Source organism: Turicimonas muris, from assembly GCF_002221595.1.
GTDB classification, from domain to species: domain Bacteria; phylum Pseudomonadota; class Gammaproteobacteria; order Burkholderiales; family Burkholderiaceae_F; genus Turicimonas; species Turicimonas muris.
The window spans coordinates 1-18,565 of sequence record NZ_NHMP01000006.1 but is presented as its reverse complement, the minus strand read 5'-3'; the positions used below and the strand labels follow the sequence as shown (position 1 = coordinate 18,565).

Annotated in this window: 17 protein-coding genes and 2 tRNA genes; 9 read left to right on the top strand and 10 right to left on the bottom strand. The window is 44.6% G+C overall.

All coding sequences use genetic code 11. The features are described from left to right. Nucleotides 1-110: 110 nt before the first annotated feature. The 3 genes from hemA to prmC all read left to right on the top strand — a co-directional run bounded on the left by hemA (nt 111) and on the right by prmC (nt 3,391). Entirely contained in the window at nt 111-1,400 is a 1,290-nt protein-coding gene (gene hemA / locus ADH67_RS09520; RefSeq protein ID WP_066594025.1) for a glutamyl-tRNA reductase, read from the top strand. A gap of 103 nt (nt 1,401-1,503) precedes the next feature. Then, nucleotides 1,504-2,586 (top strand): peptide chain release factor 1, encoded by a 1,083-nt coding sequence (prfA, locus tag ADH67_RS09515; protein WP_066594027.1) that lies wholly within the window; start codon nt 1,504-1,506, stop codon nt 2,584-2,586. Further along, a complete protein-coding gene (gene prmC, locus ADH67_RS09510; protein WP_236578558.1) occupies nt 2,579-3,391 on the top strand; it encodes a peptide chain release factor N(5)-glutamine methyltransferase in 813 nt (270 codons plus the stop codon). The genes prfA and prmC overlap by 8 nt, the downstream gene beginning before the upstream one ends. Nucleotides 3,392-3,486: 95 nt before the next feature. On the opposite strand, the gene ADH67_RS09505 is transcribed toward prmC, so the two are convergent. The 4 genes from ADH67_RS09505 to ADH67_RS09490 form a co-directional block, all read right to left on the bottom strand. Then, nucleotides 3,487-3,561, bottom strand: a tRNA-Thr gene (locus tag ADH67_RS09505). Nucleotides 3,562-3,602: 41 nt separating this feature from the next. Further along, nucleotides 3,603-3,677 (bottom strand) — tRNA-Thr (locus ADH67_RS09500). Nucleotides 3,678-3,789: 112 nt separating this feature from the next. Continuing rightward, entirely contained in the window at nt 3,790-4,185 is a 396-nt protein-coding gene (locus tag ADH67_RS09495) for a stringent starvation protein B (RefSeq protein ID WP_066594029.1), read from the bottom strand. Between the two features lies 1 nt (nt 4,186). Next, complete coding sequence (locus tag ADH67_RS09490) at nt 4,187-4,792, bottom strand: glutathione S-transferase N-terminal domain-containing protein (RefSeq protein WP_066594030.1); 606 nt, start codon at nt 4,790-4,792, stop codon at nt 4,187-4,189. 170 nt (nt 4,793-4,962) lie between these two features. On the opposite strand from ADH67_RS09490, the gene mscL reads away from it, so the two are divergent. Next, the gene (gene mscL / locus ADH67_RS09485; RefSeq protein ID WP_066594032.1) at nt 4,963-5,454 is read left to right on the top strand and encodes a large conductance mechanosensitive channel protein MscL; all 492 of its coding nucleotides are present in this window, start codon (nt 4,963-4,965) and stop codon (nt 5,452-5,454) included. Nucleotides 5,455-5,549: 95 nt separating this feature from the next. Here mscL and ADH67_RS09480 read toward each other — a convergent pair whose 3' ends face one another. From ADH67_RS09480 to ADH67_RS09460, 5 genes are all read right to left on the bottom strand, one after another. Further along, nucleotides 5,550-9,008: an autotransporter outer membrane beta-barrel domain-containing protein gene (locus ADH67_RS09480; RefSeq protein ID WP_066594034.1), complete on the bottom strand. Its 3,459-nt coding sequence runs from the start codon at nt 9,006-9,008 to the stop codon at nt 5,550-5,552. A 44-nt stretch (nt 9,009-9,052) separates the two neighbouring features. Then, complete coding sequence (locus ADH67_RS09475; protein ID WP_066595903.1) at nt 9,053-9,805, bottom strand: Nif3-like dinuclear metal center hexameric protein; 753 nt, start codon at nt 9,803-9,805, stop codon at nt 9,053-9,055. Between the two features lie 165 nt (nt 9,806-9,970). Continuing rightward, complete coding sequence (locus ADH67_RS09470; RefSeq protein ID WP_066594036.1) at nt 9,971-10,372, bottom strand: hypothetical protein; 402 nt, start codon at nt 10,370-10,372, stop codon at nt 9,971-9,973. Nucleotides 10,373-10,492: 120 nt separating this feature from the next. Next, entirely contained in the window at nt 10,493-10,927 is a 435-nt protein-coding gene (locus ADH67_RS09465) for a universal stress protein (RefSeq protein WP_066594038.1), read from the bottom strand. Between the two features lie 127 nt (nt 10,928-11,054). After that, nucleotides 11,055-11,852 (bottom strand): tRNA threonylcarbamoyladenosine dehydratase, encoded by a 798-nt coding sequence (locus tag ADH67_RS09460; protein WP_066594039.1) that lies wholly within the window; start codon nt 11,850-11,852, stop codon nt 11,055-11,057. Between the two features lie 171 nt (nt 11,853-12,023). Between ADH67_RS09460 and ADH67_RS09455 the strand changes: the two genes are divergently transcribed. The 3 genes from ADH67_RS09455 to ADH67_RS09445 all read left to right on the top strand — a co-directional run bounded on the left by ADH67_RS09455 (nt 12,024) and on the right by ADH67_RS09445 (nt 15,232). Further along, complete coding sequence (locus ADH67_RS09455) at nt 12,024-12,920, top strand: universal stress protein (protein ID WP_066594040.1); 897 nt, start codon at nt 12,024-12,026, stop codon at nt 12,918-12,920. A 28-nt stretch (nt 12,921-12,948) separates the two neighbouring features. Then, nucleotides 12,949-14,130: an MFS transporter gene (locus ADH67_RS09450; protein ID WP_066594041.1), complete on the top strand. Its 1,182-nt coding sequence runs from the start codon at nt 12,949-12,951 to the stop codon at nt 14,128-14,130. Between the two features lie 415 nt (nt 14,131-14,545). Beyond that, nucleotides 14,546-15,232 (top strand): LuxR C-terminal-related transcriptional regulator, encoded by a 687-nt coding sequence (locus ADH67_RS09445; protein ID WP_066594042.1) that lies wholly within the window; start codon nt 14,546-14,548, stop codon nt 15,230-15,232. Nucleotides 15,233-15,239: 7 nt separating this feature from the next. On the opposite strand, the gene moaC is transcribed toward ADH67_RS09445, so the two are convergent. Then, complete coding sequence (gene moaC / locus ADH67_RS09440) at nt 15,240-15,716, bottom strand: cyclic pyranopterin monophosphate synthase MoaC (RefSeq protein WP_066594044.1); 477 nt, start codon at nt 15,714-15,716, stop codon at nt 15,240-15,242. Between the two features lie 109 nt (nt 15,717-15,825). Between moaC and ADH67_RS09435 the strand changes: the two genes are divergently transcribed. Then, nucleotides 15,826-17,310, top strand: coding sequence for a beta-barrel assembly-enhancing protease (locus ADH67_RS09435; RefSeq protein WP_066594045.1), 1,485 nt, complete (start codon nt 15,826-15,828; stop codon nt 17,308-17,310). A 60-nt stretch (nt 17,311-17,370) separates the two neighbouring features. Further along, nucleotides 17,371-18,432 (top strand): NAD(P)/FAD-dependent oxidoreductase, encoded by a 1,062-nt coding sequence (locus tag ADH67_RS09430; RefSeq protein ID WP_066594046.1) that lies wholly within the window; start codon nt 17,371-17,373, stop codon nt 18,430-18,432. Nucleotides 18,433-18,565: the final 133 nt, after the last annotated feature.

Genomic DNA, 18,565 nt, shown 5'->3' with positions numbered 1-18,565 from the left:
TAAGAATAATGCACTATTTCTAATATGGTAAGTCGAAGTGGGTTGGTATGTTTAGCCATAGCAACTATAATTCACGTTTTTTATTAAACACTCTCTGACGCCGCTGTTTCATGAATCTGCTTATTCTTGGTCTTAATCACAACACCGCCCCTCTCTCTTTGAGAGAGAAAGTATCCTATGGGCCGGATGAGCTGAAAGATTCTATCAATATGATTCGAGCGATGCTCTCACCCCAAGACAAGGGAGGCATCTCGGAAGCCGCAATTCTTTCTACGTGCAATCGTACCGAAATCTATTGTGCAGCTCAGGATCCTGAAAAAGCAGCTCGCAGTCTGAGAGAGTTCATTGCGGAACAAAAACAAGTTCAACTTGCCGAACTCGAAGAACACCTTTATCTCTACATCGGCGAAGAAGCAGCCAGACATGCATTCAGGGTTGCCTCGGGCTTGGACTCCATGGTCTTGGGTGAAACCCAAATCGTAGGTCAAATTAAAAAAGCCGAAAAAACAGCTCAAGAAGCCCGTTCTTTAGGCTTGCACCTTCACCATTTGTTCCAAAAAACTTTTTCAGTAGCCAAAGAAGTTCGCTCAACTACTGAAATCGGCACAAGATCTATTTCTTTAGCTGCAGCAGCTGTCAGAGTGGCCAACAGAATTTTCGGGAACATCTCTGATTCCACCATCTTATTCGTTGGAGCCGGTGAAATGATTGAACTGTGTGCAGCGCATTTCTGTGCACAAAATCCTAAAAAAGTCACTGTCGCCAACAGAACTGTCGAAAGAGCTCAGGCTCTTGCGGACCAAATTGGCGCTGATGCCATCAAACTTTCCGACATGCCGGAAGTAATGGCTGACTATGACATTGTTGTCTCTTGCACCGCCAGCTCTCTGCCGATAATCGGCCTCGGGATGGCTCAGCGAGCCATTAAAAAACGACGTCACCACCCGATGTTTATGGTGGATTTGGCAGTGCCTCGTGACATTGAAGCGGAAATCAGCAATCTCGATGACATCTACGTGTATACCGTCGATGATCTCGGCAAAGTAGTTCAAGCAGGTATAAAAGGACGCCAGGAAGCAGTGAAAGCCGCTGAAGTTCTCATCCAAGAAAGAGTCAACGAATTTCACGTTTGGATGTCCGCCCGCAATTCCGTTCCTCAAATTATTTCCCTAAAGGAAAAAGCGGAAGCTCTCCGAGAAAGAGAAATAAAAAAGGCCAGACGAGCCTTGGCCAAAGGAGAGGATCCTGAAAAAGTTCTGGAGCACATGTCAAAATCTTTGATGAATAAGTTCATCCACGATCCGCTTACTACTCTCAGAAATAATCAAAGTCTTCCTGATGAAGACTACCAGAAAGTTTTAGACCTCTTACAGAACTTTTTCTTGTATCACGGTCATTAGCGATCGCTCCTTCTCTCTCCTCTTCAACTCATTTTTGTGTTTGAAGAGACAAATCACGCCTTTACACATTAGAATTTCACAAAATTCAATTAATTAGTTGAACATGAAAGACTCGATGAGAAGCAAACTGGCTCAAATGGCCAGACGTTTAGAAGAAATTGATACCACCCTGCAAGATCCGAATGTCACCAGCGACATGAACAAATTCCGTGCTCTCTCCAAAGAAAGAGCTGAAATTGAACCTGTTGTGGTCAAGACAAAAGAATTTAAAACCGCAGAAGAGGATCTGAAAACTGCTGAAGAAATGCTCAAAGATCCGGAAATGGCTGAGTTTGCCGCTGAAGAGATCAAAGCAGCCAAAGAAACCTTGGAAAAAGCCGAGCAAGATCTTCAAATTCTTCTTCTGCCGAAAGACCCTAACGATGACAAGAATATCTTCTTAGAAATCCGAGCAGGTACAGGCGGAGACGAATCCGCCTTATTCGCAGGTGACCTCTTCAGGATGTATTCCCGATATGCAGAACGCCAAAAATGGAACATTGAGTTTGTTTCGGCCAGTGAATCCGACCTTGGCGGCTACAAAGAAATCGTTGTTCGAATCATCGGACAAGGTGCCTACTCGAAATTGAAGTTTGAAAGCGGCGGTCATCGCGTTCAGCGTGTGCCGGAAACTGAATCACAGGGACGAGTTCATACTTCCGCCTGTACGGTTGCCGTTCTTCCGGAAGAAGACGAAATCGGTGATGTCGTCATTGACCCCGGTGATATTCGTGTGGACGTTTTTCGTGCTTCCGGTGCCGGCGGTCAGCACATTCAGAAAACAGATAGTGCAGTGCGAATCACCCACATTCCGACCGGTATTGTTGTCGAATGCCAGGACGAACGAAGCCAGCACAAGAACAAAGAAAGAGCCATGGGGGTCTTAGCTGCCCGAATCAAAGCTGCTCAAGTTGCGGAACAGCAGTCTAAAGAAGCCTCCATGAGAAAATCTTTGATTGGCTCCGGTGACAGAAGTGAAAGAATCCGTACCTACAATTATCCCCAGGGACGAGTTACCGATCACAGGATCAATTTGACTCTCTATAAACTGGATTCCATTATGGACGGGGACATGGATGAAATCATCGAATCCTTAGGCGCCGAATACCAGGCAGAACAGCTGGCAAATCTCAGCAACGATGCCTAATAAGCCGATGACGCTGGGAGAGTGGTATCAAGCCACACTCCTCCCTACATCTGAAAAGAGAGGATTCCTTTGTCATTTTCTGGGCCTAACACAAATACAGACTTTAACCAGAAAAGATTTAGTTCTCTCTGAAAACGAAATTCACTATCTCTCCGAAGCGGTCAGACGCCGATTAGACGGAGAGCCCTTCCCCTATATTGTCGGTACTCAAGAATTCTTTTCTCGTCCGTTCTTCGTCAATCCCTCCGTCCTTATTCCTCGGCCGGATACGGAATGTCTTATCGAATGGCTGATTGACCATATTCCGAAAAACGCTAAAGCTGCAGACCTGGGTACAGGTTCAGGCTGTATTGCTATCACGCTTAAGCTGGAAAGACCGGACTTAGAGGTAATCGCCACCGACATCTCCGGGGATGCCTTAGCTATAGCTAAAAAGAACGCTGAGAACTTAGGAGCTGAAATTAAGTTTTATCAAGGGGATTGGCTTAAAGCCATCCCTGCCGATGAAAGCTTCGATGTAATAGTCAGCAACCCGCCTTATATTGATCAGCATGATGAGCATCTTAAACAATTAACCTTTGAACCCATATCTGCACTGACTGATCATGGAAACGGTCTCAGCTGTATTGAGGCCATTTATTCACAAGCGTCTGCTCTTCAAGAAAAACCTTCTGTCATAGCCATTGAACACGGCTGGGATCAAGGTTCTGCAGTTAGACAACTGGCTGAGAAAAACAGCTTTAAGGGTGCACAAACTTTGCGTGATTACGGCGGCAATGACAGATTTACGGTCTGGACCGAGTAGTCCCGAGCTGTAAAAATAATTCCGAAAAGTAAAAAATCACTCTCGCTTACACGGAGATAACAAAGTATTTGGATTCTTTTTGATGAGAAAGGAAGTGGTGCCCGTTGACTGATTTGAACAGACGACCTACCGCTTACAAGGCGGTTGCTCTACCACTGAGCTAAACGGGCCACTTGAGAATTAGAGCGGAGAGATACACCACGAAGATTTATGGTGCCCGTTGACTGATTTGAACAGACGACCTACCGCTTACAAGGCGGTTGCTCTACCACTGAGCTAAACGGGCTCCTCACTAACGAGGTACGCATTGTACACAAAAAATCTATTTTCGTGTTGAACAAAGCAAAAATATACATTTAAAAACATTAAAGGACAGATGAATCTGTCCTCTAACTTTTTTAAACCTCTGAAAATACTGGTTTCTTAGGCCGTGTATCTTTTTTCTTTATCCGTTTTCCCGGGAAAAGATCCATTGGCAAACCAAATTGACACTCTCTGCAGACTATCAATTTAACGTTCTCCACCGGGAAGTGGATATGATGAGCCTGGCCGCCGAATCTGGCATCAAAATCAACATACTCATTTCCGATTTCTAAATTTCCGCATGCCTCAGGGCTAATGTTGAAAACGATTTCTTTATCATTTTCAAATTTTGCAGGGACGTTGATTTCATCTTTATTGCTCTGAAGATCCACTTGAATCATCGGAGTATAGGAATTATCAACAGCCCATTCGTAATATGCTCTGAGAGCATAGGGAGTAAAAGGAGGAACGTCAGGTTTATTAAAAAACATTTTATTTACGCATTACTCTTTCAGATGGAGTCAAGGCCTCGATAAACGCAGGTCTGGAGAAAACTCTTTCAGCATATTTCTGAACAGGCATGGCGGCAGGAGGAAGCTCAATGCCGTAATAGCTCAAACGCCAAAGAAGCGGGGCTAAAGCAATGTCAAGCATAGAGAATTCATCGCCGTTGAGATATTTTCTCTTAGCAACGACAGGAGCCAAACCAACCAAGCTGTCTCTAATCTTCTGTCTTGCAGCTTCGCGCTGTTCTTCGGTAGAGTTTCTGTCTTCCAAAGTTTTTACATGCACAAAGATTTCTCTTTCAAGGTTAAAGAGAGTCAGTCTTGCACGTGCTCTTTCAACCGGATCAGGCGGCATCAGCTGGGGATGCGGAAATCTTTCGTCAATGTATTCATTAATGATGTTGGATTCGTATAAAACCAGATCTCTTTCAACCAGAATGGGAACCTCACCATAGGGGTTCATGACATTAATATCTTCAGGCTTGTGGTAAAGATCGATATCACGGATTTCAAAATCCATGCCTTTTTCGAAAAGAACAAAACGGCAACGCTGCGAGAATGGGCAAGTGTTGCCAGAATAAAGAACCATCATGAGGGTATTCCTCTCCTAATTTAATTGAGAATGTACTAAATATCCGAATTTTAAAATATTTGATTAAAAATCCCAAATTTTTGAAATCACCAATTTCGAGCTCAGCCGCTAATTTTTTCTATCTTTTCTTCTAGAATCAGCCTAAATAGTATTAACCGAAAGGTGTATTCATGGCTTCTGTACAGCAACAGGCATCGGGGTTCTTCAAAGAGTTCCAGGCCTTTATTTCCAAAGGTAATGTTATTGATTTAGCTGTAGCCGTTATCGTCGGTGCAGCATTTAACAATATTGTTAATTCTTTTGTCAAAGACATTATTAACCCAATTCTTGGCGTCATTATCGGCAAACCGGACTTTTCAAATTTGTTCTGGGTTATGAAAATGCCCGCGGATTATTCCGGCCCAATGACCTACGATGCACTCACTAAGGCCGGCGCTACTGTATTAGGTTACGGCACATTCTTAACCGCCATTATCAACTTCCTTCTTTTAGCTTTAGTGATCTTCTGCATGCTCAAGTTTTTGTCTTCAATGAGAAAGAAACTCGAAGCTCAAATTAAAGCCGAAGAAGAAAAACCTGCACCTGCTCCGGTTACTCCCGAAGATACGATTTTGCTTCGTGAAATTCTGGCTGAGTTAAAGAAGAACAAGCCGCAGCAATAACACCACATATTTGAAATGGTCGAATGAGAAAAATCTTTCGACCATTTCATCATCAAGAACTCGTCACTCTCGACACAAAAGAATTCAGGACGTCTCTAGAACCTCCAAACTCCCTTAATACCCCCTGTAACGGCAAGTCGCGTGTCTCCCGTTTGTGCAGCAACAAAAGCCGCAACTCCGAAGTTTTTAGCTTGGCCCTGAACACCAAACTCAGCGGAAGCCGACCAACGGTTAATTTCTCCCGTTACGATTTTTTGCGAGGCATTAATTCCGGGAATTGAAAGACCCGCTTTATCTTTTGTCTGTCCGACTCTCAGAGAACCTTCAAGCCCGCCATGCACTGAGAGATCAACACCTTTAACTGTTGAAATTTTTTGATTGATATTTAATTCGAGCGGAAGTTCAATAAAAGTCTGAGCTTTCGTCTTAAGGCTAAAGGCGCCTCCGTCTCCTATTTGCGTGTTCTCGGTATGCTTCGGATAGTGCCAGACTGTTGGTCGGAACCTCATGTCTCCCCACTCTTTGAGGCGCACTCCGGCTGCTGCACCTAAGCTCATATAGTTGAATTTTCCTTTCAACTTCAGGTCCTCCATCTCCATGGAAGACGGCATCACACCGGAAATGCGATTATTAGCGTGATAGAAGCCTGCATGAGACCCAAGGAACCAATTATCAAATTCTTTTTGCAGAGCGAAATTTAGGGCATAGTTCCATTGCTTATTCTTGGCTTCTATAACCGCACCCGAAGATTTCGAAGATGTTCTGACAGCACTGGCTCCAAAAGCACCCTTCAGGGAATCAGTGAATGCGTACACGGCCCCTGCTCTTACTCCTTCAGAAAAAGCTTTAAATTTATCTTCGCCTAAGTAGGAGTTAATGTGTTTAGAAAATACAGCTGATCCGATAATGCCGCCATAGAGTTCAGTCTCTCCGCTGCGAAGCAACTTCTTCTGAATTCCTTCCATTTGTCCCTTCAACGCTTCATTAGCATTTAGGTAAGCGGTAGTTTTAGCTCCCGTTAAAGCTGACAATTGCGTACCTTCTGCCAACAAACGATGCGATAGGTGAGGGCTCATATATTTTTCATTGTCTGCACGCGCAAAAAACCGGGCACCGATATTGGCGGAATTCACATTAAAGTCTTCAAAATCGTTATAGAGAACGTTCTGAATTTGAGGATAAAGAAAATTTTGTTCAACAATATCGATGCGTTCAAACTTCCACCCTTTTTCATCCTTCTCTAGTCCGAGCAGAACATTTGGGTTGGCTGACACAATTTCGCTTCCAATGAATCCCTGAACGACGTCAACCGAAGAGTCCGTGAGATAGCCTAAATTAAAAGGATCAAGCACAATGAGCTTACTGCCTTGTTCCAAAGCCAGAGATGCAGAGCCGTTTGCTGTGAAGACAGGCTCGGCAGCAACAGGATTAAAAAGTAAGGCGGAACCTTCACCGAACACAAGATTTGCACCATTAGAGCGAACCGTATCCATACCCACTACAATGCTCGATGAACTATCTAACTGCAGCGAAGAATTCACCGCTAGGACGGCATAGTCCCTCAGTCCGAAGTCTTTAACTAGCCCCTCTACGCTTTCTTTTTGAAAGCTCAGCCCCGATGAGCCGACCCCGTAAAGTAGAACAGAGTTCTCTTCAACGGATATCTCGGCGTGATTCAATGACAGCTTGTCGATAATCGCCCAGGAAGTTGCTCCGTCTTTGGCGCCTTTCAAGCTAAAACTGCTGTCTTTTGTAGTCAGCTCTTGAACCTTAAGCATCCCTCCGTCCTGAACTTCCAAAGCAGTTCCGGATAGATCTCGGCTGCTTCCTGCCAAATTCAATGAAGAGACCGCCATTAATCCACGAATTTTTATCTGTCCGGAACTATTGACAGAACTACCTAACAAAGTTCCATCAAGCGAAACCGTACCGGCATTGTTTAAATTTTTATAGAACTGTGCAGTCGAGTTGTTTTCAATCTTCAGACTGCCTGTTCCACTCTGGCTTACATCGTCCATGAAGCGAACGGAGGCATTCGACGCGATTCTCATCTTTCCCTGATTCTCGACATCGGAGCCTGCCTTCACAGCGACTTGGCCCGAAAGCGTAAATACGGCACCTTCCTTGGTAAGCACTTGGCTGTTTAAGAGAGTCGGCTCATAGTAGTTTCGAGTATGAGAATAGTTGGCTTGTCCATGGATTAATAAGGAAGAGCCGTTTTCCACAGTAAGCTTTGAGATGTTCTCGGTAACATCGCCTTTTGCACTATAAAGAACAACATTACTGTTTTCTAACTGCACATCCCCTTGGGTATCGAGCTTCAAAGCTCCAATCTTAATTTCCTTGTTCTGAAGATGGGTCTCGTCTTTAAGATTTAAAGTCACGTGAGAAAGAATCAAATTCGGATTGTCAAGAACTCCAAAGTGTTGTTCAAAACTCACCTCGCTCAACTGCCCCTCACGCACCGTTACTTCACCCGCGGCAATAACCACGGAATCTTTGTAGACTTCCTGAGCGCGCAGCAAATAATCCAACGAAACAGAGGCGTCTGTTAAAGTGATCGAATTAAAGGTGGTGCCATTATTGAAGGTGCTCTCCTGAAGACTTGTCAGTCCCCAATCAGAAGCTGAGATCTTGAGAAGGTTAGAAGATGCCGTCGTAATGTCCACATCGTTAAAGAGCCATCCGACGACATAACCTTCCGAATTTTTATTAAATTCTCCGGAAGTTTCAAAAGAGCCGCCCTTTTGAACATAATCTCCCGTGAAATCCTTTAGAGATCCGTTAAGGACAATTTTTCCTTCGTCACCGGGCGCAACCTCTATACGGCCGGTACCTTCAAAAATTTTTGCTGCATTGATTGTTAAAGAGCCGTTGACTTTTAAAACTGAGGAACCCTTGACAAACCGGATGCCTGTACCACCCTTACTAGGAGTTTCAAAAGAAAGCTCTGAGGTACCATTTAAAATCAACGAAGAACCGGCAGCAATATCAACCAAAGTATTGTTAGCCTCTGACCACTGCTGAACGTTTAGTCCGGCATTAAACGTCGCCTCCGAAGACAGATTAAGCTGCAGCATTGCCGCTGTCTCATCCTTTGATGCCAAAGAAAGAGAAACATCTTCCAAGAAGTTAGTTTTTCCGTTGACTTGAAGCAGATTGATGCCGGCAGTGTTCTCACCTCTGTTCAACCCGAATAAATTCAGTTTCAATGTTACGGAAGAATCGGATAATGTCAGAACAGGTAGATGCTGAGAGTTGAATTCATAGCCGAAATTCACGGAGACACCGGGCTTAAGAATTTCTAAGTCCGGCGCTGTCAAATCCGTAAAGAACTCCGTAAGCACAGCGCTGTCGGATACAATTTTTGCCTCAGAAGCAAATTGTTCTACTAATTCGTCATCTGAAATCTGAGCGAATCCGTTTTGTTTCCAGATCCCCAACCAGTTTTCCGAAGATTGCTCTTGAGCACCAACGGAAGATAAACACATCGCGGCATTAAAAACCGCCAAAACAAGGCACGACTTCGCCCTGCCTTTCAAAATGGAAGGCATAAATTTCCTTTATGTAAAGAGCCCTGTCGCGCTGATAGATTCCGTTAAACCGGATTATCTATATTGACGAAAGAAACTTCGAGTTCAGGAAACTGCTGTTTGAGCCACTCCGATAGAGCTCGTATGCCTAATGTTTCGCTGGCATGATGCCCAACAGAAAAGTAAGGAGTATCCAGTTCGCGGGACTCCAGCACTGTTCTCTCGCTAATTTCTCCGCTTATGTAAGCTTGAGCTCCTGCTTCATATGCGGTTTCCAAGTAGTCTTGGGCGGCTCCGGTTGACCAAGCAACAGTCGATAAAATTTTGTCGGAGTCTAAAAATATGGAGAGGGGTGGTCTATTGAGGTTAGTACTGATGAGATTAGCCAATTCCGAAACGGTCATGGGTTTTGGCAATGTTCCTATGTTTAAACATGGATAGTCTTCAAGAGGCCGTCCATCCTGAATTCCGAGCAATTTTCCGAAAAGATAATTGTTGCCGATCACGGGGTTAATATCAAGCGGAAGATGGTAAGCCAAGAGGTTAATATTTTTTGTAAGGAGCCTTGAAAGTCGTTTCTTTTTGATTCCGGTTATGCACGGACTTTCATTCTTCCAGAAGTAGCCATGATGGACAATAATTGTCTGGGCACCAATTTCTATCGCCTTATCAATGAGTTCTAAAGAAGCCGTCACTCCGCAAAGAACTTTTGTTGTGTCTTTGCAACCCTCAACTTGAAGGCCGTTTGGAGCGTAATCCTTGATTTTCTTGATGTCTAAAAACTCATTTAGTGTTTTTTCAATCACGGCTGTTTTCATAAAATAATCCTTCGTTGGAGAAGAAAGAAATTTGAATTTCTCAATGATACCGACGTGCATAAGAATGGATCTTTATGCATCGTCCCAATGCAGATCCGGCGTTATGAAGCCGATAGCATATAAAAAAAGGCAACATCTCTGCTGCCTCTTCGTTTACTAAGCCAGTTACGGCATTACGATTCCGCTTCCGGACGGTGGAGTAAATCCAGGCTGACCGGGAACTACAAGCTTGCTGGCTTCCTGTCTGCGCAGTTCCTGAAGTTTCTGGATTGTTTCCTGAACCCCGGCCTTAGCAGCTTCTTTGTACTTAGCAACTGCATCCGCTAAGTTATCTGCCTTGATTTCGAAAGAAATCGGAAGAGGTCCCATCTGAGTCATGATCTGAGCTTCACCGGTATAGATTACAGGTCTTCTGTCATCAAATTCACCGCTGACGTGAATAGGAATCAAAGCACGAATCACGCCAATTTTACGATCCGTGTAGATCTCTTCTCTATAGAGCTCTTCAGGATTCATCTGAGCATCTTCAGCCTGTTCTGGCTTTTCTTGTTGAACTGGTTCGGACATAAACACTCCTCAAATAATTTTCTTATATTCTGCCCCGTTCGCAAACAATAATGCGGCACCTCTTCCCTAAAAAGAGACTGTTGACGCATTAATTGGAACTGTCGGCCGGCTAGCAAAAAATTAACGATAGACCATTACAGGAATTTTGGAATGAGTTAAAACTTTCTGAGTCTCACTGCCAAGCAATACAGCGGCTAAACCTTGACGACCGTGAGAGGCCATAAAGATCAAATCACAGCCATACTCAGTAGCGGCATCGATAATTGCTTCCGCAGGTGAAAAAGATTTAAAGGCCACTACTTCACAGGGAACTTCTTTCTTCTCAACCAGTTCTCGAGCCCCTTCAAGTCTTTCCTGAGCCAATTCTCTGACTCGAGAATCATATTGATCAATACTTTCAGGTCTGTACTCTGAAAGATTAGAGTAACTGTAAGGCTCAATCACAGTTGCAATAACAACAGAGGAACCAAGGGCTTTTGCAAAATTGACACCGGCTTCGAGGGCTTTATCTGATAATTCTGAACCGTCTGTGGGAATTAAAATCTTTGAATACATATTTTTCCTGTTCTCTACCGATTAGCTCGTTAATCTTTAATATTACTCGCAGCCACACATTCTATGAAATATTTTTTTGCAAATCACAAATTTTGCAAAAACTTCCAATGCAAAAATAAGAATTCCTCTAAATCCGAATGATTTTATTGCCTGCCGCAACATTTCTGAGGGCCAGGGCTGATGCAGCCAAACCTACTGATGCCGTCACAACCATGCCGGATCCGTAGCCTGCACATGAAAGTCCGCCCATGGTTTGAAGCTCGCATTGCTCATTGGGCTGGAGAACCTCTTCGTCGGAAAATACTGCCGGCACCTTAAATTTCGTGACTTTTCCGGAAACACTTTTCTTTGGGAAGGCGTATTCTTTTCTGAGACGAGCTCTGACGCGGGATAAAAGCGGATCCCCTTTTGTCAAAGCTAGGTCATCGATTTTAATTCGCAGAGGATCTTTGCGTCCTCCGGCCGCTCCGCAAGTAATAATCGTCTGACCGCGTTTGAGAGCTGTATTGATCATCGCCGCTTTTGCCCTGACATTATCGATGCAATCAATGACGATGCCGTCCTTAGGCAGTATTTCCTCGACGTTGTCCGGCTCAATAAAATCTTCAATGCATTCAACCTTACAAGCAGGGTTAATCAAAGAGATTCTCTCGGCCAAAGCCTGAACTTTGGGCTTTCCGTAATTTCCGTCAAGAGCCTGAATCTGCCGGTTCGTATTGCTTTCAGCCACATTGTCTAAATCAATCAAAGTAATGTGCCCTACTTCTGTTCGGGCCAAAGACTCCGCTACCCACGATCCAACTCCTCCGAGACCGACAACAATAAAGTGAGACTCGTTAATGTTTTTTTGACCGGCAGGCGTATATAACCGTCCGACTCCCGAAAATCTTCTTTTTAGATCAGCTTGTTCTAAGTTTTTCGACAATTCAATACCTTTTAGATATTAATTTTCAACGACAATTAACCGTTACACTATTGGTTTGACCACCGCATAATAGTCTTAATGGCTGGCTTCAGTTAATGTTATACGGATTTTTGTAGTCAAAGATTTTTACAACAATTAGAATAAGTACAGCCGATACAGAGGAGGATATCTATGAAAATTTTAGTTCCTATTGATGGGAGCGAATTCAGCAAGAATTCAATTGACTTCGTAACTTCGCGTGCAACTCTTTTGGGTCACAACCCAACCGTCGAACTTCTCAGCGTCCAAGCAGCAGTTCCATCCCGTGCATCTAACTTAGTTGGTTCCGGTGCATTGAAGACCTACTATGACGAAGAAGCTCAAATCGTTTTAGAACCCGCTGTCCAAGCTTTGAAAAAAGCTAATGTCAATGCACAGTCCCGCTTCGCCGTGGGTGAGGCCGCTCCGACCATTGCTCAAGTTGCTGAAGATACAGAGGCTGATTTGATCATTATGGGCTCTCACGGCAGATCCGCTCTGAAAGGCTTATTACTCGGCTCCGTTACTAACGCGGTTCTGGCACTGAGCAACAAACCAGTTCTTATCTTAAGAAATAAACCGGCACCCGCAAATGACTCATTGAAAGTCGGCGTAGCCATTGACGGTTCTAAATATGGAGAAGCTGCTGTTCAATATATTTTGAAGAATCATGACCTCTTCGGCGATAACGCAGAATTCCATTTGATCAACGTCGTCAGCGATTACTCCGGCGTAGTAATGCCGGATATGGCCGGAATGGCTCTTCCGACATTAAATGAGTCCGAAGTGCGTTCCATGCAGAAAGAAGCCTTCGAAGAAGCTGTCGGTCCAATCCGCGGAGGCTTCGACAAAGCTGGTTATGCAACTAAAGAAATTTGCCTTGTCGGAAACCCCGGCGATGAAATTGCTGCCTATGCTAAGAAAGAAGGTTTGGATCTGATCGTGATGGGAACCCGCGGCTACGGGGCATTTAAAGCAGCCGTCCTCGGATCCACAGCAACTCGTATCGCAGCTATCAGCGAAACACCTTTGTTGGTTATTCAGGCTTAATCACAGCCCGCTCTTATGAGGACTTAATATGCTTAAAGTTATCAAACTCGTTGTAATTATGGGTTTGATGCATTGCGGCTTTACATCCTCAAGAGTGATATCTACTCTCTACGCGCTCGATCATCAAGAATCTGCTTGGGTGGTCGGCGCGATTCTTTCTGCCTACTCTCTCATCCCAGCACTTATTGCCATTCATGTCGGCAAATGGATCGATAAAGTCGGCGTCAAGCTTCCCTTCGGGATAGCCGCATCAATGGTAGGCAGTGCTTCACTGGTTCCGGTCTTTCTGCCTTACGAAAGTTTCGGGATCTGGCCGGTTTTCATCACTTGTTTATTGGCGGGAACAGGTTTTCTCTTTGCTTTAATCAGCGGACAAGGTCTCATTGGAGTTCTTTCAACCAATAAGACCAGAGCAACGGCTTTCACTTATCAATCAATTGCCTTTTCTTTGTCAGGATCGGCAGGACCCGTTATGGCCGGATACTTCATTGATTTAGGAAGTTTCAGCTATGCTTATCTTGCTGCCTTCAGCTTTGCAACAGTCGGAGGCTTAGCCTTCTTTTTGCTTAGTTCAAATTTTCCTAAGAAGATCAGCAATATTTCTAAACTAAAGCGGACTGAAAAGCACAGCGCTCTTGAGCTCTTCGCTCTCAAACCTGTTCGTAATGTTCTTATTGCCTCGGCCTTTGTTTCGATGGCTTGGGATCTTCAAGCATTTATGATTCCGGTGTACGGTACGGAAATTGGGCTAGATGCCGTACAAATCGGCTGGCTGCTGAGTGCTTTTTCCATTTCGACTTTTGCCGTCAGGACAGTTATGCCGATTATTTCCAAGGCATTTGAAGAGTGGAAGATCATTATTTTTGTCCTAACCAGCAGCGGGCTTATTTTCTTGGCATTTCCGTTTATTCATTCTCTTCCGCTTCTCTTTGTCTTTGTTTCCGTACTCGGAATGTCTATCGGATCCTCTCAGCCTAATGTCCTTTCCTTACTTCACACGGTGACACCGGACGGGAGAATTGGAGAGGCAATCGGCATCAGAACAATGCTGATGAATTTAAGTCACTGTGTATTTCCGCTTTTATTCGGAGCCGGAGGAAGTTTAGTCGGAGCAGCCGCTGCTTTCTGGTCTTTAGGAGGTACCTTATTAGCTGGAGCGGGTTACTTAAGAGCTTCTAACAAAAATTTCTCATCCCCGACTTCCACTTGATTAAAAGCCTGGTTCCAACCTTACATCACCGTCCTCAAGGACGGCGTTTTCGAACCTATCTAATAAAAAAGTATTTTGGCTTTTCAGAAATAGCAACTAAGAGTGTAACAATATCGTGCTGAATTTTTACATTCAACTTATTATTAATTGATATCGCCAAAATAACTTTTATATATCCTTAATAATTAAGGGGTTATGAATGAGTAGCTAACAAAATGTTAAGAATAGTACTTTCATTTAAGGGGTTTTCTTAATACGATATAGTACTTTACTCATGGTTATTTTTCATTCACCCCTGTAAAATAGCAGTATGAAGTAAACCCACCTTTTGTTACTTCAAATATTTCTCTAACCGTAACAAAAGTTTTTTATATTTTTTATAGAAGGAAGAGTTTTGTAGTTGTAGGAGGGTGTTTTGTTAAATCAAGAAATTTCAGTATTAATTGCCGAGTCTGATTTAGAGACACAGCGCTTGTACCGCCAACGTTTGATTCATGATCCCACAATCAAACTAGTTGGTATCTGCTCAAGCATGTCCTCAGCCAATCTATTGTTGAGTCAGACCTCCTGCGATTTGTTGATCACGGAAATAGATCTCCCTGACGGCAATGGTGCCGATTTGATATCTTTGGCTTTAACTGATTACGGCGTGAGAAATTGTGTTGTCATCAGCGCAAAAAACACCGCTTCTGACATTAAAGCCGCTATAGACAACGGCGCTACAGGCTACATTCTAAAAGGCGAACCTGAAGCAATTGATATTGCCGCATGCGTTCGTGTCGTAGCATCCGGAGGAAGCCCTATTAGTCCTCCCGTCGCACGAGTTGTCCTGGACTCCATTCAGGCAAAAAAAGGCAGAGATAACAGGAAAAAGGATGGAGCCCGCGTAGTCGCCTCCCCCAACAATCCTCTCTCTCCGCGAGAATCGCAGATTCTCGAACTTCTTGCCAAAGGAATGAGTTTCTCTGAAATCAGCAAAACATTGCAAATTTCGTGTCATACGGTCACGGCACACATTAAAAAGATTTACCGCAAGCTCCAAGTTCACTCCCGCGGAGAGGCTGTTTACGAAGCCTCCCAGCTGGGCATCTTGGAAAAATAATTCTTAGCTAAGCGGCGAACCAATCGCCACTTTTTCCTCCGTGCTTTTCTAAGAGGCGAATATCGAACATGACCATGCCTCTGTCCACGGCTTTCAGCATATCGTAAATCGTAAGCAGACCTACCTGAACAGCGGTAAGCGCTTCCATTTCAACTCCTGTTTTACCCCAAGTTTCGCATGTCACGACACAGCGGATTTTTGACTCTTCCTCGAAAATTTCAAAATCCACATTTACATGGGTCAAAGATATCGGGTGACAAAGCGGAATTAAATCCGGCGTCTTTTTGGATCCCATGATTGCAGCGATTCGGGCAACGGCAAGCACATCTCCTTTTTTGGAAGTACCTTCCTGGACTTTCTTCAATGTTTCCGGATGCATGCCGATCCAGCCTTCTGCGATCCCAATTCTTCTGGTAATGCCTTTTCCTCCGACATCAACCATGTGGGCCTCACCCGATTGGTTAAAATGAGTTAGTTCTGCCATTAGAACTCCTATATTTGGTTACAACTTAAGTTATTTCTCTCAAAAAGAGATAAGCTTTTGCTTTTAAAGTTAACTTTGTAGATCCTATAACATCTGTGCGAAGGAGTGTATGAACCTTAAACCGTTATGCTGTCTAGTTGTTTCGGTGTTTACAGCGCTAACACCGATTTCTGCAGCTTACAGCCAATCTTACAATCTTCCGGATTTAGGAGCGGCCGGCGGTTCTACTTTGTCTCCCCTGGAAGAAAGACAAATCGGCGAACACATTATGGGCGAGGTCCGAAGCGATCCGACTTATCTTCCCGATCCTGAGACCTCGGAATATCTGAACAAAATCGGATACAGATTAGTTTCGGCCGGCCCTGCCAACGGCTATTCCTACAATTTCTTTGCTGTCCGCGATCCCTCGATCAACGCCTTTGCCTTACCAGGCGGCTTTATCGCCATCCACACAGGGCTTGTTACGGCAGCTCGATCGGAAAGCGAACTTGCCTCTGTAATGGGACACGAAATTGCCCACGTCCAGCAGCGCCACATTGCACGTATGCTGGAAGGACAAAAAAATAATCTGGCATGGACTCTAGGATCTTTGCTTGTCGCTATTCTGGCAGCAAGAGCAGGCAGCGGTGATGGTGCAGCCGCGGCGGTTGTCGGAACGCAAGCCGCAATGGCACAGAACTACTTAAGTTTTTCCCGCAACGCTGAAAGAGAAGCTGACCGTGTAGGCTACGCTTCCCTTGTGCGCGCAGGATTCGATCCCAAGGGCATGGAGCAGTTCTTTGACCGTTTAGACTTTAATAATCGTGTATACGAAGGTGCGCATGCTGCCCCCGCTTATCTGCGCACTCACCCGATGACAGTTGAAAGAATGAGTGAGGCTCAAAATCGCTCCCGTCTTTCAAAGAAAGTAAACTACAAAGACTCTCTTGACTTCTTTTTGATTCAGGCACGCCTTCGTGTGCTGGAATCCAACAGATTCCAAGGCTGGGATGATGCCCTGCAGTACTTCCGAAACGACTTAAAGACAGCCAAAGGCTATCAAGCGGTTGCCGATCACTACGGATGCGCCGTTGCACTCCAGAGAATGAAGAAATATTCCGAAGCTCTGACAGAGATTGAAACCGCTAGGAAGATGGCCGGTCAAAATTCAAACATAATCAGTAAACTCCATTCCGAGTTGGTTTTCCTTTCTTCACCAAGTCAGCAAAGCCGAGGCATTCAGCTTGCGAAACAGAATTACGACCGCAATCCTTTATCTCAGTTAGCGCTTCTGAACTATGCAGAACTCTTATACAAAGGAAAACAATACAACGAGGTCATTAAGCTGATGCGAAAACAGCATGCACTTAACTCTAGGACTCCGGCGTATCAGTCGATTTTAGGAAGAACTTACGAGGCTCTTGGAAAGAAAAGCCTAAGTCACCAGGCAATCGGAGAAATGTACGCGCTTAACGGCCAGAAAGTCGCGGCTATTCAGCAATTTCAAATTGCTCAGCGAAGCAACGACGGCGATTTTTACACGATGAGTGAAATCGACGCGAGACTAAGAGAATTAAGAAAGCAGGTTGAAGACGACAAAAAGTATGAAAATTGAGGTCGTTTGAACCTTTTGATTAATGAGAAAATATCACGGTTTTAAATTTAGAGAAATAAAGTGGCAGAAACAGAAAATCAATCCAAACCAATTGAAACGGATGCAGTCATCATTGGAGCCGGCCCTGTCGGTCTGTTCCAAGTCTTTGAACTCGGTCTTCTGGAAATGAAGGCCCACGTCATCGACTCTTTACCGAGACCGGGCGGTCAATGTGTGGAACTCTACCCGGACAAGCCTATCTATGACATTCCGGCCGTTCCAGTCTGCTCTGCACAAGAACTCACAGACAACCTTCTTAAACAGATCGAGCCCTTTAATCCGACTTTCCACTACGGAGAAGAAGCCCAGGAACTCAAGAAGCTCGAAGACGGCCGTCTTTATGTTAGAACCTCTAAAGGAACGGAATTTCTGGCCCGTGCAGTATTCATCGCCGCAGGCGTAGGTTCTTTCCAGGCAAGAACACTTAAAGTACCGCACATCGACAAATTCGAAGGCACACAGCTGCACTATAAAGTTAAAAATCCTTCTATGTTCGAAGGTAAAAATATCGTTATCTGCGGAGGCGGTGACTCCGCATTAGACTGGTGCTTAAATCTTGTCGGAAAAGCAGAAAGCGTTGTTCTTATTCACAGAAGAGACGGCTTCAGAGCAGCCCCTGCTTCCGTAACTAAGATGAAAGAACTCTGCGACCAGTGGGAAATGCAGTTTGAAGTAGGTCAGGTCACCGGCTTTACAGAAGAAAACGGTGTTATGACAGAGGTCAGAGTTACAGGCGCCGACGGTGTTACACGCCGTATGCCGATGGATCATCTGCTGGTATTTTTCGGTCTTCAGCCGAAGCTCGGCCCAATCGCCGAATGGGGCCTTAAGCTCGAACGCAAACAGATTGCGGTTGATACTGCAAGATTTGAAACCAACATTCCGGGAGTTTTCGCCGTGGGCGATATCAACATCTATCCGGGCAAGAAGAAACTTATTTTGTCCGGCTTCCATGAATGTGCTCTTGCTGCTTTTGCGGCAGCTGACTACGTTTTCCCGGAAAAACGTATTCTCCTGCAGTACACCACAACAAGTCCGAAGCTGCACAAAGTTTTAGGCGTTGAAACACCTCACTTTGATTAAGCTATGAATCGAGTAGGGCCGGTTATTACCCGTCCCTCTCACACCACCTGGCATGCCGTTCGGCACCAAGGCGGTTCCAGTAAACATCCCTACGTTCCAGATGCGGTTCGCAGGGCCTTTTCTAAACTGTACC

Bases quoted from the DNA above. Each gene is read 5' to 3' on its own strand.
- hemA (WP_066594025.1), top strand. From the start codon at position 111: ATGAATCTGCTTATTCTTGGTCTTAATCACAACACCGCCCCTCTCTCT.
- prfA (WP_066594027.1), top strand. From the start codon at position 1,504: ATGAAAGACTCGATGAGAAGCAAACTGGCTCAAATGGCCAGACGTTTA.
- prmC (WP_236578558.1), top strand. From the start codon at position 2,579: ATGCCTAATAAGCCGATGACGCTGGGAGAGTGGTATCAAGCCACACTC.
- ADH67_RS09495 (WP_066594029.1), bottom strand. From the start codon at position 4,185: ATGTTTTTTAATAAACCTGACGTTCCTCCTTTTACTCCCTATGCTCTC.
- ADH67_RS09490 (WP_066594030.1), bottom strand. From the start codon at position 4,792: ATGATGGTTCTTTATTCTGGCAACACTTGCCCATTCTCGCAGCGTTGC.
- mscL (WP_066594032.1), top strand. From the start codon at position 4,963: ATGGCTTCTGTACAGCAACAGGCATCGGGGTTCTTCAAAGAGTTCCAG.
- ADH67_RS09480 (WP_066594034.1), bottom strand. From the start codon at position 9,008: ATGCCTTCCATTTTGAAAGGCAGGGCGAAGTCGTGCCTTGTTTTGGCG.
- ADH67_RS09475 (WP_066595903.1), bottom strand. From the start codon at position 9,805: ATGAAAACAGCCGTGATTGAAAAAACACTAAATGAGTTTTTAGACATC.
- ADH67_RS09470 (WP_066594036.1), bottom strand. From the start codon at position 10,372: ATGTCCGAACCAGTTCAACAAGAAAAGCCAGAACAGGCTGAAGATGCT.
- ADH67_RS09465 (WP_066594038.1), bottom strand. From the start codon at position 10,927: ATGTATTCAAAGATTTTAATTCCCACAGACGGTTCAGAATTATCAGAT.
- ADH67_RS09455 (WP_066594040.1), top strand. From the start codon at position 12,024: ATGAAAATTTTAGTTCCTATTGATGGGAGCGAATTCAGCAAGAATTCA.
- ADH67_RS09450 (WP_066594041.1), top strand. From the start codon at position 12,949: ATGCTTAAAGTTATCAAACTCGTTGTAATTATGGGTTTGATGCATTGC.
- moaC (WP_066594044.1), bottom strand. From the start codon at position 15,716: ATGGCAGAACTAACTCATTTTAACCAATCGGGTGAGGCCCACATGGTT.
- ADH67_RS09435 (WP_066594045.1), top strand. From the start codon at position 15,826: ATGAACCTTAAACCGTTATGCTGTCTAGTTGTTTCGGTGTTTACAGCG.